The 13,813-nt window shown below is 42.0% G+C and carries 12 protein-coding genes and 4 pseudogenes; 7 read left to right on the top strand and 9 right to left on the bottom strand.

The features are described 5' to 3' along the window. The first annotated feature begins 1 nt into the window (after position 1). Complete coding sequence (locus tag EAE93_RS11655) at positions 2-1,066, top strand: PDDEXK nuclease domain-containing protein (protein ID WP_214039710.1); 1,065 nt, start codon at positions 2-4, stop codon at positions 1,064-1,066. Positions 1,067-1,283: 217 nt separating this feature from the next. Here EAE93_RS11655 and EAE93_RS11650 read toward each other — a convergent pair. The 9 genes and pseudogenes from EAE93_RS11650 to EAE93_RS11610 form a co-directional block, all read right to left on the bottom strand. Continuing rightward, a pseudogene (locus EAE93_RS11650) lies at positions 1,284-2,036 on the bottom strand (TIGR03747 family integrating conjugative element membrane protein). Between the two features lie 75 nt (positions 2,037-2,111). Continuing rightward, a pseudogene (locus EAE93_RS11645) lies at positions 2,112-2,816 on the bottom strand (TraM recognition domain-containing protein); the annotation flags it as partial. A 17-nt stretch (positions 2,817-2,833) separates the two neighbouring features. Further along, a pseudogene (locus EAE93_RS11640) lies at positions 2,834-3,358 on the bottom strand (integrating conjugative element protein). Between the two features lie 5 nt (positions 3,359-3,363). Then, complete coding sequence (locus tag EAE93_RS11635) at positions 3,364-3,987, bottom strand: transglycosylase SLT domain-containing protein (protein WP_415186285.1); 624 nt, start codon at positions 3,985-3,987, stop codon at positions 3,364-3,366. Continuing rightward, complete coding sequence (locus EAE93_RS11630; protein WP_214039709.1) at positions 3,966-4,703, bottom strand: TIGR03759 family integrating conjugative element protein; 738 nt, start codon at positions 4,701-4,703, stop codon at positions 3,966-3,968. Before EAE93_RS11630 ends, EAE93_RS11635 begins: the two co-directional genes overlap by 22 nt. A 2-nt stretch (positions 4,704-4,705) precedes the next feature. Further along, the gene (locus EAE93_RS11625) at positions 4,706-5,500 is read right to left on the bottom strand and encodes a hypothetical protein (RefSeq protein ID WP_214039708.1); all 795 of its coding nucleotides are present in this window, start codon (positions 5,498-5,500) and stop codon (positions 4,706-4,708) included. 388 nt (positions 5,501-5,888) lie between these two features. Further along, positions 5,889-6,146 (bottom strand): condensation domain-containing protein, encoded by a 258-nt coding sequence (locus EAE93_RS25540; protein ID WP_391529937.1) that lies wholly within the window; start codon positions 6,144-6,146, stop codon positions 5,889-5,891. Positions 6,147-6,166: 20 nt separating this feature from the next. Continuing rightward, entirely contained in the window at positions 6,167-6,403 is a 237-nt protein-coding gene (locus EAE93_RS11615) for a hypothetical protein (RefSeq protein WP_105398616.1), read from the bottom strand. A gap of 53 nt (positions 6,404-6,456) precedes the next feature. After that, the gene (locus tag EAE93_RS11610) at positions 6,457-6,798 is read right to left on the bottom strand and encodes a bleomycin resistance protein (RefSeq protein WP_036807940.1); all 342 of its coding nucleotides are present in this window, start codon (positions 6,796-6,798) and stop codon (positions 6,457-6,459) included. Between the two features lie 79 nt (positions 6,799-6,877). Here EAE93_RS11610 and EAE93_RS11605 point away from each other — a divergent pair. From EAE93_RS11605 to EAE93_RS25305, 6 genes and pseudogenes are all read left to right on the top strand, one after another. Beyond that, positions 6,878-7,902 (top strand): annotated as a pseudogene (locus tag EAE93_RS11605) (IS630 family transposase). Positions 7,903-8,108: 206 nt separating this feature from the next. Then, the gene (locus EAE93_RS11600; RefSeq protein WP_036807943.1) at positions 8,109-9,005 is read left to right on the top strand and encodes a LysR family transcriptional regulator; all 897 of its coding nucleotides are present in this window, start codon (positions 8,109-8,111) and stop codon (positions 9,003-9,005) included. 288 nt (positions 9,006-9,293) lie between these two features. Further along, positions 9,294-10,031, top strand: coding sequence for a hypothetical protein (locus tag EAE93_RS11595; RefSeq protein WP_036807946.1), 738 nt, complete (start codon positions 9,294-9,296; stop codon positions 10,029-10,031). Positions 10,032-10,367: 336 nt separating this feature from the next. Next, positions 10,368-11,351, top strand: coding sequence for a glycosyltransferase family 9 protein (locus EAE93_RS11590; RefSeq protein ID WP_110086125.1), 984 nt, complete (start codon positions 10,368-10,370; stop codon positions 11,349-11,351). Between the two features lie 1,196 nt (positions 11,352-12,547). Next, complete coding sequence (locus EAE93_RS11585) at positions 12,548-13,072, top strand: fimbrial protein (protein ID WP_110086126.1); 525 nt, start codon at positions 12,548-12,550, stop codon at positions 13,070-13,072. 57 nt (positions 13,073-13,129) lie between these two features. Continuing rightward, positions 13,130-13,798, top strand: a complete 669-nt coding sequence (locus tag EAE93_RS25305) for a fimbrial biogenesis chaperone (RefSeq protein ID WP_110086127.1) — start codon at positions 13,130-13,132, stop codon at positions 13,796-13,798. Positions 13,799-13,813 lie beyond the last annotated feature (15 nt).

The raw sequence follows: 13,813 nt of genomic DNA, 5'->3' as shown, positions 1-13,813 counted from the left end.
CATGACATCAGAACTACAGATTTACACCTCGTTACTCACCGATGTAAAGGAACGGATCCGTGGGGGTCAGTTCAGAGCCGCGCAGTCCGTCAATGCTGAACTGATCCAGATGTACTGGGACATCGGTCACATGCTCCATGAACGTCAGGAGCAACAAGGGTGGGGAGCAGGGATCATCCCGAAGCTGGCACGGGATATTGTTAATGAATTGCCAGAGGTCAAAGGCTTCTCAGAAAGGAACCTGAAACGCATGCTACGTTTCTACCGCGAGTACGCCTTGCCACGAATGGAGCAACAAGGTTCCGGAAAGCCCGTATCGACAATTGTGCCACAGCCTGTGGCACAATTGCCGTGGGGTCACAACATTCTGCTGATCGAGAGGATAAAGGATCAAACCGAGCGATTCTGGTATGCAGAACAGACTCTGATACAGGGATGGAGCCGAGACTCCCTGCTTCATATGATCAAAAGCAATGCCTATGCCCGGCAAGGCTCGGTTGTCAGCAACTTCAAAAACCGGTTACCCGTATCTCAATCGGAGCTGGTACAGCAGACCCTGAAGGATCCCTATGTTTTCGATTTCCTCACCCTATCGGAACCCTTCAAAGAACGTGAGCTGGAAACGGAGCTTCTCAAACACCTTGAAAAATTCCTACTTGAACTCGGCGAGGGATTTGCTTTTGTGGGGCGACAATATCGTATTACCGTAAGCGAACAAGATTATTACCTTGACCTGCTTTTTTATCATCTGACTTTGAGGGCTTTCGTTGTGATCGAGCTGAAACGAGGAGAGTTCAAGCCTGAACATGCCGGTAAGATGAATTTCTATTGCTCTGTGGTCGATGAAAAGCTACAGCATTCCACTGATCAGCCCACCATAGGTTTGATTTTGTGCCAGACCAAAGACCGGATACTGGCCGAATATGCCTTGCGCGGTATTCAAAAACCAATTGGCGTTTCGGATTACGAGTTAACCCGTACATTGCCAGAGGACTTAAAATCCAGCTTGCCAAGCATTGAGGAACTGGAAGCAGAACTCAGTCATAATGATGAAAACACCCCCTAACAAATGAAAGGAATTTCCCCTCAATTTGGTTACTGTATCCATCTTCCGTGTCATTATGAGAATAACCAATATACTGCTAAGTAAGTATTATAACCGTTGGCCTCGTATTTGGAGGCCATATCTTTCAGCAACATAAAGGCATAAAATCATTCTTACTATTATTAAAGAGGTACTTGAGACGTTTTACCAACCAATCCACATCACACCGCTTTTACCTCTAAAGATATTTTTTAAAAGTACTCATCATCACGGTAATAGCAAGCCCTAATAGGAGAGCTGCGGGTAACAAGAGTAAATTAGGATACACAGCCGATGGTCAGGAGAGATATAACAGACAGGGTACACAAAACGCCGGTTTCACAAACCGTTTGGCGTGATGATAGACAAAGCTCGATTCATAAGCGGCACCATAACGTCTCAAGTCACGTCGATTGAGTCCTTCAACAACAGCAACACCTATAACCATCACAAACAATGGCAAAAACAACACTAGAATAGTGAGCCGGATAATAAAGGTTACGGTCACATATACCGTTGCCAACAGGTACTTCCGCAAACTTTCCGCCAGCCATACACTCCAATCGCTCAACTCTCTCACCATTTCATAATGGCTCCGAGCTTGTACTGTATGCTGTTGATTAATCCAGTCCAGTGTACCACTGTCTACAAGCACCCACTGATAACCCCATTTTAACCAGATATTGAGCGTAGTAGCGGGCTCTGATAACAGTAAGCTGCGGGTAAACTCTTTAGACAACCAACCGCTTTCCGTGATCATAACTTGTTGGCTGTGTCTCTCTCCCTGTTCCGGCCAGAAAAAGGCTATCCCAAAATATTCAATCACCAGACTGAAAAACAACGAAGCCAGCAACAAGCCAATAAGTATCCACGGAAAATCCCACAAAACTGTTTTTAATGGTCCTGATTTTTTCGGTGGAATCTGCTGCGATTTAGTTTTCTGTTGCGTCATCGTCAGCTTCCTCATCAAGAGTCAGCACCGCTGGATTTAACATCATATCCAGGTCAGCCTGACTGTCACTTGGCATTAGCCCGCTGACCACCAGGATTCACTGGTACGGTAATGTTTACGCATATCATCAGCGATTTTTTGCAGACTTGCCGGCATCAGGTCATCATCATCGACTGTCGGCAGCGGCATCCGGATCTTCCATAACCGTCCCCCTTCAAGCAGAGCAAATGCCTGACCTTTCGGCAAATTAATCACCTCGGCAGGGGTAATTAACGGCGTTCTGATCGTGCTAACCCGGTCCTGAGTGTTAGAGGTAAAGTGACTCCCCTGCTCCGGACTGGAGATATCAGTAATCCCGGAGACCAAAGTTTTAGTGTACACTTCCACCTCTGGCAACTGGCAGGTTAGCAGCTCAGCGGTGTTATTTTCCCTAACACGCAACATAACTAAGGTATTAAAATTTCCTGTTACCTGTGCCGCTTTAGCACTGCTGCCAATGCGTGCTTCAATATCAGACAAGGTCTGAGTGTAAGCGGTTACCTCTATCCCGGCACCGCCCCCCTTGTTAATCAGCGGAATAAATTCATCGCCCATCAGCTCATTGAATTCATCACAATGTAAGCTAATGGGGAGTTTTCTCGTTTTACTTTCTGGCAAACCGTCATCCAGACCAAATTTGTAGATATGGCCAGCAACGGAAACCAAGTCTGCGAACATGGAATTGCCTACTGCCGAAGCCACTTCTGCATCCGATAAAGCGTCCAGACCCACATAAACTATAGGATGACGGGGCCACATCAACGCACCTGCTGAGTTAAACCGATATCGGTTATCAACACTGGGTAATGCCGCAAGTTCAACCGCCGGGCCAAATCACTGCCGGAAGCGGGGGCTAATACCAATCCCTCTGCAAGCTAACGCAGTTCATCCAATTGTGCTTTATCCCGCACACTGACCAGCAACCCCACCGCCTGCTTTTTCCGAAGGCCAACCAAATTTTTCTTCAACCACTGTTTTGACCGGGCATCATCCCCAATCATGAACAACGCCCCCATTCCCGGCAATTGCAACGGACGAGCGTCAACAGGTCCGGGAGACAATTCCGGCGTTTCCATCGGTAACATGCCCCCTTCGGTTAAATCTGGCGGGGCCGCCTCCGTATTTGAAGAAGTCGTCGGTTCATTGTCCTGAGCGTTAATGGCATCAAAATACGCTGCTGTAGATTGTCCACCTAAATCAGCCACAATAGTCAGTGCAGCCTGAGAGCAGGGCGTCAATATCATCATCATTAAAAATAAACGGCAGCGATAACGGATTAACATCTTCTTTATTTTTCCTTCGGTTCAATCCAGGTCTGTGTCGTATTAGCCACAGCAATATTGGTGGACAAAACAAGATATCGGGTTTCTAGCGTACTCAGTTTACGTGCGACGATTTTCCGATACTTACTCGCGGGTTGACCGCCAGCGGGATGGTGATAACAGCCTGCCGCATTCAACCAACTACCCGGATTGGATTGATAACAGGTTTTCAGAATACGGGCTGCCGCATGAAGATTAGTATAGGGGTCCAATGCATCCCAATAAGAACGAAAATAATGGCCGTTCCAGCCTAAATTCACTTGAGTAATCCCCACATCAATACGTTTGAGGGGTACGCTACGCATAAATCCCTGCAACGCCTGCCAGACCGCTTGTCGGGTTGCATAACGATAACTTTTTCCAGCCACACTGAGCGTCCACGGCCAGGGGCGTTCATGTTTCTCCTGTGGCAAACGTTTTGCCGATTCAGCCAGTGCCAACGCATAAAGCATTTCAGCGGGTACGCCATGAACCCGCGCAATCTGCTGGTACCCAGGCGGAACGACCTGTTTTACCGCAGCGGCCATACCTTCTGTCATCCAAAAGAGACTTCCCGCCACAGCGAGACTCAAAATGCCACCACACGCCATCCGTCATTCTCATGTTGTAGTACGACCGGCATTTTCCCCTGACCAAATTGTCGCCAGTGTCCTTTGCCATGATTAAGCGTGATTTTTCGGCTACGGACTTTTTCTGATGGAATATGATGTTTACCTGCCCAGGTACGTAAAACATCATCGTTGCCTTCGCTATCTACCAGGTAAATATCCACCTCACGGTCAGCTGACAAGACAGCAGCCAGCCGGGTATCACAAGCCGCGCAATCCTCTTTCACAAATAACGCCAGCCGCCCTTGATTACCCTGTGCGATTCCGTCCCCCTTCCCTAAATTAACCGGCAAAATATTCGGCGCCAGACGCTTCCAGGCCGCATCCACCGCCCGCTGGAACGCCAACTCTTTTTCAGTACGGACATATTCCTGTTTAACCCACAATTCTGCATAACGTTGACGCGCTTGTACTGTTTCGGCCTCAATGCCCAATGCACTCAACGGATAGAGCCCGGGAGACTGAATGCCCCGTTGCCCCTGCATCAATTGCTGATAACGCTGAAACTCTGCTTCTGTCAGCCCCCATATTTGCGCCTGAATACGGTGGTTTTCAGCCTGCGTGACCTGTTGCTGAGTCGCTTTCATTCCCGTCTCTGTCTGTTCAGAGATAGCAACCTGTGCCGCCGAAGCTGACAGAGACATAACAACGCCAATCAGCACCACCCCCTTCCTCTGGCTGAAAAAATCTTTTCTCATCATTACCCTCCATTGACTGACAGGGTTTGACGGTGCCCTTGTACCTGGAACAAAGCCTGATGATCGGAGATACTGACCAACGTCCATTCAAATGCGCTTTCACCCGGAGTCAGTAAACGCATTTGAGATATTTGGGAATGAGGATCTGTGTCTCGTGGAATAATAACGGCATAAACTTGTTCTCCCCGACGTTCAATACCAGAAAGCATGAAAGGAGCCACTATCCGTTTCTTCGCTCGAAGAACTTCCCGATCAGGTGTGCCCGCTTTTCTACCAGAGTACTTTTCCTGCTGAGATTTCCACGTGATTAATGCGTCAACGCGCATTTCTTGCTGTTTCACGGTATTTTTCAATACACTTACTGCTTCGGTAAGATCCTGATGCGCACGGCTTAAATCAGTCACTGACCATACCAGCGATTTCTGTTGGTCGTTGACGGATCCCTGTTGCGCTATCAATGCCTGATGAAACCGGTCATTTTGCATTTGCCAGTCCTGACGGGAGACAAAGCTGGTATCCGCTTTATCAAGCCGCTCATGCAGCTTTTGCACCTCATCAGGCAAATGCTGGAATGATCCATTTCGCATCAATGACTGAAATTCCACTAACTGATGATGTTGCTGCCGTACCACGAATGCCAGCAACGCTATGCTGACAATAACAAGCAATATTGACAGATACCCCAGACATTTTTTTAACGACAACAACCTGGGTTGGGTCTCTTGAGAAACCTCCCGCCGCAAGCTGTCAATTTCAGCTTCAGACGTCGGTGACAGAGGAGGGATTTCAGTTGTCATACACAACATCCTTGTTTGTTTTATTTAGCGCTGTGCCTGGCGTACTTTTAGTATTATCGGGTTGCTTGACAAAAATGTGACTTATTCAGACAGTGATTAGAGTCTAATCATATGATTACCCGATATAAGGAAGCATACTGTGCAAAACCAGAGAGGATGACGATAAAAAATTCAACATGAAAAAATGAAAATTATCCCTACAATATAGAATAGAGCATAAAAATTTGTGGGGCACTACATTGGCGTTTATGCCGCTATAGCTAATGTAAAACCATCAACCATATTCCGACTAGTTCATTAATTTTGACGCTGGGATACCTATGCCTTTTAGCTCGCCATTCAGAACTGCCGTCCGAGGGGAGCATTTAAATGATTGCCCCACGGTTTTTTATGCTTTCATCTTTACCCGCTTGTGTATGTAGTCAGTCACCTCTTCATGTGTTTTTACACTTTGTATAAAAACAGGTTGTAATTGCTCCAGGACACATTGAGAAGGAATGCCGTCGAACACCGGAAAACACGTTCTCAGGCATGCATGGCGTTCAACCAGTTTTACAAAACTTTGCTTTAACTTGGCAACATCAAGACTGCCTGTTATCTGCAGTGCAACAGGAATATTGTAGGCAATAGAATGGGTGTCGCTTATCTGACTCAGCTACCACAGCCTTAAACTGAGAACTTGTAACAGGGGACAGAGCTTCTTCCTTTTTGATTTCCATTGTTATTTTCCTGATGAAGTTTCAACCACTCTATGAATGATTCTCCGCCCTCCTTTTCATCAGCATGCCTTTCTTTTTTACTCTGCTCAGTGTTGCTTGCGCTACTTAGTTGCTTGACCTTTCTGGCAATTTCTATCTTCTTTTCAGCGGAAAAAGAAGCCATACGTTTGAATGGATTTTTCAAGTTCGATGTCCATATACTTTGAATAAACAGGGGTTGGGGAGAACGTTAAACAACTAAACTGGCTGCCCAAACTTAAGTAAATTTCCACTTGGATCAATTAGGTGGAACTCCAACATGCCCCATGAAGTTTCCGCAAGCGGAGAGACTTCAGTCTGCGCTTGTAGTTCTTGAAACACACTTTGGATATCTTTCACGAAAATATAGCAAGAAGTGTTCTCTGCAATGTACTTATCGTTACATGCCCAAAAATGGATTTCAGCTTCCCCTCTGCTAATTATCGCATATTCATTAGGAACAAAATTGTCGCAATGGAACCCAAGTTTACTTGTGTAAAAGTCAACCAACTCATCTAGATCCAATGCAGCCAATACAGGGACAGCCTCCCAATCGCTCATACATTTTCCCTTTTATTTATATACCCGTAATCATTGAAGATGCTTAATTTTATCCGAAATGGAGATCATTATCCTCGCTATGAAAATATTCATTACATCAGAACAAAAAATCAAACTTGAGCGTCTTCACGACACCACTCGTGATGGTCAAGTACGAGACAGAATAAAAGCTATCCTTCTGGCTTCTGAAGGATGGAGTTCTGTGATGATCGCCCAGGCATTGCGACTCCATCAGACCACCGTTGACCGCCATATCAGTGATTATCTCAATCAAGGTAAACTTAAATCTGATAATGGGGGGTCTGATAGTTTACTTTCTCGAGAGCAAACTGATTTTTTAATCAACCATTTATCTCAAAATCTTTTCCATCACACACATGAAATCGTGGCCTATGTTGCTCAGCTCTGGAATATTACCTTTAGCATTCCCAGCATGAATAAATGGCTACACCGTCAGGGTTTTTCTTATAAAAAGCCTTGTGGGATCCCTCATAAATTCGATGCAGAAAAACAGAGACAATTTATTGAATATTATGAAAATCTTAAAGTCGCCGCGAAAGACGACCCCATCCTCTTTCTTGACGCGATTCACCCGACTCAAGGCACCAAACTCGGTTATGATTGAATGCGAAAAGGCGAGAAAAAACAGTCAAAACAACAGGAAGCCGAACTCGCCTGAATATCTTGGGCGCGCTCAACCTGAATGCCATTTGTCGTACGGTGTTCCAGGAATATCAAACCATCAATGACGACAACATTTGCTGTTTTTTCAATGAAATAAGGAAATCTTATCCTGACTATCATCAAAAAATTCATCTTATTGTGGATGGGGCGGGTTACAACAAAGCTCATCTTGTGAAGGAGTGGGCTTATGTTAGCAATATTGAGTTACATTACCTTCCTCCCTATAGCCCAAATTTAAACCCGATAGAGCGATTATGGAAGGTCATGAATGAACAGGTTCGAAATAATCGTTATTTCGCTGATAAACATGAATTTCGAGACAAAGTATTCAAATTTTTCACCACAACACTACCTGATATAGCGGCCTCGCTGATGTCGAGAATTAACGACCATTTTCAGGTGCTAAAAACTGCATCTTGAAGTTTCTTGGGTATAAATCAGTTTTTCGCCCTGCGGGCAGCCATAGTCATCCTGCGGCTTGTCATAGGTAAATTCAGTTGGTTAACATTATGGTGAGTTGCATATTTCGATAACAGAATGACATAAAATAACATATGATCAAACATAATCGTTTATCTCTGTTTATTAATACACCTGCCAGTTAAACTCATTCAACAGTGGTGCTTATGGACAAGTTAAGAGCAATCAACGTTTTCCGGCGTGTTGTGGAACTAGGCAGCTTCAAAGCCGCCGCCCAAGATCTAGGCTTATCCAAGGCTGCTATCAGTAAGAACATCAATGAGCTTGAAGAGCATCTTAAAAGCCCTCTAATTAACCGAACGACCCGAAGCATGCATATAACCGCAAGTGGCAGGAATTACTATCATCAGGTATGCAACATCTTGGATGAGCTTGAGAATGCTGACTTATCCGTTATGAAAACTTCTCACACTCTGACAGGCTCGATAAAAGTGAGTATTCCAATGTCTATAGGGCTCAAGGTATTAAATCCACTAATATGCCAGTTTACACACGCTCACCCCGGTATTTCTGTCGAAGTGGTCATGAGCGATAAATATACCGATCTTATTGAGCATGGAATAGATGTTGCGATACGTGGGGGAGGCGAACTGAGCGACTCCAGCCTTCGTTCCAGGAAGCTGATAAAAGTGCCCCGAGTCTTATGCGCCTCACCGGCATATATTGAAGCTTCTGAAAAAATACTCATCCCTGAAAATCTCGCTTCTCATAACTGTCTTATCTACAGTTTATCTTCTTCTCCACGGCGCTGGATGTTTCACAATCAAAATGATGTGAAAGTCGTTGACCTTAAGCCCGGAACCTATGTGGTGAATAACGGGCTTGCGCTCAAACAGGCAGCCCTTTCTGGACACGGCGTAGTTTTACTGCCTGAATTACTGGTCATTGATGAGCTACAGTCAGGCGAACTTGTCAGACTGCTTCCTGAATGGGAAGCGGACACACAGGCACTGTATGCCATACAACCCTTTCATAAAGAGCGCTCTATCAAGGCAAGGGCTTTTATCGACTTCCTTGTCAATGCACTGGATGAAACTTGCTGAATATCTTGTGATTTTAACGGACGCTTTATTACAAAATCACAGCACTCGCCCTATCTTCATTTTTACTTTTTCTGAATACCGACAATCTCTTAAGTAGCAAATTTCCGATTGAAATAAATGCCAAGCAAACTGGTCATGAAAAGTAGTGGTCATATCAGCGAGGGATCAAAATTGTTTACTATCAGTGTATAATATTTTCACATAACAGGCATTTTAATAAACTATCCATCTCTCTATACTCGGTTTTGCAGATGAATTTACCGGTTACATCAAAATTGGGGTGTAGATATGAACAATTCCGCTATTTCAGCATCAGAAAATCTTGTCCTATCTTATCTTGATGGACGTCAACCAACTGTTGGCATTGAGAATATCAACAAGATTTTATTTTCCGTCGGCGTTCGAGTCAGTACAGCTCCGATCCCTGAAGAAGCTAAACCTATTCTTGAAGTGTCAAAAACGCGCGCACTCACTGGAGAAGAGAGCGAGAAACTGATTTCGCTATTTTCTTTACACCGCGGAGAACTTTTGGAGCAAATCCGACTGGCTGGCCGCCAGCCGGAAGCTCACCGCGGCGGTTTTCTGTCGATATCGGAAATAGGTGTCGCACCTTATCCCAAGGTCTACGATATGAAAGCAATTTCGGTTGAAGCCAGAAAAACCGTTCTTGAAAAATTCGGCAAACTGCACGTGAACAGCTCTGAAGACGGGATGGGTATTGATGAAGTCATGACGGTTGTGGCTGGCGGCCCGTGGACCTGGTTCTTCCGTCTGCCGGCCGGAGAGATTGCAAAACTATCGATAGGACGCGTGGAAACTGGCGATCCCGCTTGGCGTCTTAGCTATCCCGGACTCGGAATGCATGCTGGCTTCCTGGATGCTAAGGATGGACTACTCGTGGCATTTGCCCACGGGCCGAAGCATTTTGTTATGCGCTATGACGAACCAAGTGTTGATGGTACAGAGATGCTGGGCACCAACCCGTGGATTGATTTCAGCGGTGATATCCCGAAACTAGTAAAATAAAAGCCCATTTTCCGGTTGTCGCTTCATGCACAACCGGTTTGTTATTTCTGAAATCTATATCAGAAAGCTGTGATGACTCGGTAATTCTGGACACTTCAATAGCCTACAGAAAACAGAGATAATCGATATCGAATCACCCATCAACAAGTGGATATCCATAAGGAGAGCAAATTACGCTGTTCCCCAATTATGACAAGTTCAATGCAAGCGATTCTAAGAATTTCCGTATTACTTACGGTATGCAATTCGCGGATACAAAAGTTACCATAATCACTTCAAGGTATCGAAAATTACAATATTATTAGCACTATTTTTCCATATGTTAGTTAACAACAAATGAAAATTGCAATTTTACGCCGTAATGGTCTTGGTGATTTGATTTGTACTCAGCCATTAATCAAATATTTACAATATACATTTCCCATAGCTGAGATTCATCTATTTCTCGAATCTAACAACAATGAATTAGCCGATTATCTCTGTCCAGAAATAACTACACACATTATTCCAAAAGGGAATAAATATATCACTACTCTGGGAACCGCGTTGAAATGGCGTAAATTACATTTTGATATCGCCATTTCAGCAAAGCCCACTCCCATGAAACTGAATAACCTATTTTTATGGCTTTTAGGGGCCAAAAAACGTTATGCTGTAACACAATCGCATCAATGGCACGAAAAGCTAATCAATTACCCAACCTGTCCGCAGCATATTAAGGGATATCATCAATCACTCAAAATATTAAAAACATTTGATTCTGAAATAAACAAATTGTCCTCTGAGTTACTCCCTAAAATTTCATCTCAATATTTGTTACCAATCAAACAGCATGGCTCTCCCACTATCCTATTTTCTGTCTCAAATAATCGGCAAAGTAGCTGTATTACTCATGAACGGATAGCATTAATTGCCCAAAAAATTAGAAATCATTTTCCAGATGTGAGATTTATTATCTCCACTCTTCGACATGACAGATCACATGCTGAGAAGTTACTTGCAATGATAGGAGATCAAGCTCAGATAGTAGAGTGTCAATCACTACACTCTTTTTTGTCACTTCTCAACAGCACAGATCTGATTATTGTTGGTGATGGTGGAATATGCCATTTAGCCGCCGCATTAGACAAAAAACTGGTTGCTCTCTATGGTGTCACTAAGCCGGAGAATTGGGCTCCCCTTGCTTCTGAAAACCAATGTGTGACACTTTATGATCCCCAAAATGTAAACAATATTCCTCTGGAAGATATCTATCAGGCAGTTTTTAAATTGCTCTCTCCAGAAAAAACACTCTTATTATTCGAATCAAGCTGTAGGTAAAGTTATTTGCACTTATTCATGCGAATGCACAGTAACTTGTTAACTGTTTCGATGTTACTCCACCAGGCAGAAACGCTAAATGTATACACCACATAGATTGACATCTGTTAACGCTCGGTTCCAGCCCGGTTAATTTCTTCCATGACTAAAACTGTGATTAATGATTTTGATGATGAAATATACAGTCACACTAATAGCAATAGAATATCCGAATTAATAATAAGACAAAAATGAATCAATTTGTCTAATTTATATCATGATGAAAAATAAGACATTAAATAAACATCATTATTATTTCTTAATTGAATTAACTCAATCAATCGATTAATTTAATCTTATAACACAATGAAATAGAAAGAAATTTTAATTAATTGCAAAAAAAATACTATTTTTTTGTTTAAGTTGTTGAAAAAGATCATATTTTAGTTAATACTATTTTCCGTCGAGTGAGAAATAGACCTAAAACAAAGAAGAAACTCTGGATTGGAAATCAACTTAAGATTCTAACAAAAATAAGAAGAAATTTTCGTTATCTTAACTGTGGTTAAGATGGCAGTTTATCCGATCGTATTGATGTCATTAATGCGATGGCATTACATATTACGGTTCGCCCAATCAGAATATTCACTTTCTTTGAGTAAGATACTAGTGTGTTGCGTTGAGTAGCTATAGACTACTTTTATTAATATCGCTATTGAATTTCCATTTCAGTAAAAATAGTGAAGATGAATTTATCCATATGTACTATACACCTTGCCTATAAGCACTTTTCACTGCATTATTAGCAATACATTAAAAGAATTTTGCTATTAACACGAGACTTATCGTGTCGTAAAATTTTAGAACATCTTAATAAAAATAAGAATCATTATTAACAACACGAGTAGATTTATAACGATAGATGATATTTTAGAGAATAAAACAACTCTTTTCTGAAAAGAAATTAATATCAGACATTATTATCAATAATATGAATATAGATGAGGCAGACTATAACATGGTGAGAAACAATGACTAAGTTAGGATAAATTAAAGATATATGTAAAAAATGGTTAAATATGCGATTGCATTATATTACCATGTAAAAATGACTTTAATGATATCATCAACCATTAAACTATAATAATGGCTGGATGTATATTTCTATTGTATAGACAGGACTAAAACACATATTTATTAAGGTAAGGTATTTTTAAATGAAAAAGAATTTTATTTTGGCTTCTTTAGTAGCAGTATTAGGGATTTTTAGTAGTTTCAGTGCATTATCTTATGATGGAACTATTAAATTCCGAGGAACGATTATTGAACAAACTTGCACTGTTAAAGGTACTTCTGGTAAGGATATAGCTGTAAATTTTGATAATGTACATAAATCGAAATTAGATGGAAAGGCAGGAAAATTCTCTGATCCTAAATCATTCACAGTTAACCTTACAGGCTGTCCTGATCTGAAAGGATTTGATGTTAAATTTGATGATACAGATAAAACTAGCGATGGTAATTATTTTAAAATTTTATCATCTAGTACAGCTAAAAATATTGCTATTGCTCTATATAAATCAGGTAGTAGTACTCCAATAAAACCTGGAGATTCTATTAAAATACCCGGTGTAGCAGGAGATACAAGTTTTAATCTTGAATCTAAATTAGTGTCAACCGCGGCTACAGTCACCGCAGGTAGTTTTACCCGCGATATAAATTTTACAATTTCTTACCCATAAGATAATACACAAGTATTTATTTCATCCTGTGAGTCATTTTTAGTTTAAGGAATAAAAGTGTTTCGTATTATTATTTCATTTATTCTTGCCATATTTACATTTCAGACACAGGCAGGAATAACCTTAGGCGGAACTCGCCTGATCTATAATGGCTCACAAAAAGAAGCCACAATTTCTATCACCAATTCGGATACAGAAAGACCTTACCTTGTACAGTCGTGGGTAGATAATATCGATAACAGTCAAAATAAAGTACCGTTCGTTATTACCCCACCATTGTTTAAGATGTCGAAAGAGAGCGAGCACCAAATTCGTGTTTCATATATCGGCAATCATCTGCCTGCGGATAGGGAATCGATATTTTTACTCAATGTCAATGCGATTCCGGCAGTTGAAAAAAATGACAATAGCAAGATGATCATCACGATAAAAAACATTATCAAATTGATTTATCGTCCATCCGGGCTATCTGATAACGATGCTAATGATGCTATTAATCGTTTGGAAGCATCACGTAATGCCAATGGTGTTCAATTAACTAACCCCACGGCTTATTACGTTAATCTTAATGAGATGAAAATTAACGGAACATTAATACCCAGACCCGGATTTATTCCCCCTTTTAGTCATAAGGTATTTTCAGCCCAAAATGGCATAAAAAACGTGACTCTGACTGCTATCAATGATTACGGTGGCACAACAGAAGAGCGCCAGTTTAATTTCTGATAATATTGTCTGATG

The sequence above is a fragment of the Photorhabdus akhurstii genome (genome assembly GCF_018448925.1).
In the GTDB taxonomy this organism is placed as follows: Bacteria; Pseudomonadota; Gammaproteobacteria; order Enterobacterales; family Enterobacteriaceae; genus Photorhabdus; species Photorhabdus akhurstii.
Note: the sequence above shows the minus strand (reverse complement) of the source record. Positions and strands in the feature narration are given on the sequence as shown.

Bases quoted from the DNA above. Each gene is read 5' to 3' on its own strand.
- EAE93_RS11655 (WP_214039710.1), top strand. From the start codon at position 2: ATGACATCAGAACTACAGATTTACACCTCGTTACTCACCGATGTAAAG.
- EAE93_RS11635 (WP_415186285.1), bottom strand. From the start codon at position 3,987: ATGGCGTGTGGTGGCATTTTGAGTCTCGCTGTGGCGGGAAGTCTCTTT.
- EAE93_RS11630 (WP_214039709.1), bottom strand. From the start codon at position 4,703: ATGAGAAAAGATTTTTTCAGCCAGAGGAAGGGGGTGGTGCTGATTGGC.
- EAE93_RS11625 (WP_214039708.1), bottom strand. From the start codon at position 5,500: ATGACAACTGAAATCCCTCCTCTGTCACCGACGTCTGAAGCTGAAATT.
- EAE93_RS11610 (WP_036807940.1), bottom strand. From the start codon at position 6,798: ATGAGCGATTGGGAGGCTGTCCCTGTATTGGCTGCATTGGATCTAGAT.
- EAE93_RS11600 (WP_036807943.1), top strand. From the start codon at position 8,109: ATGGACAAGTTAAGAGCAATCAACGTTTTCCGGCGTGTTGTGGAACTA.
- EAE93_RS11595 (WP_036807946.1), top strand. From the start codon at position 9,294: ATGAACAATTCCGCTATTTCAGCATCAGAAAATCTTGTCCTATCTTAT.
- EAE93_RS11590 (WP_110086125.1), top strand. From the start codon at position 10,368: ATGAAAATTGCAATTTTACGCCGTAATGGTCTTGGTGATTTGATTTGT.
- EAE93_RS11585 (WP_110086126.1), top strand. From the start codon at position 12,548: ATGAAAAAGAATTTTATTTTGGCTTCTTTAGTAGCAGTATTAGGGATT.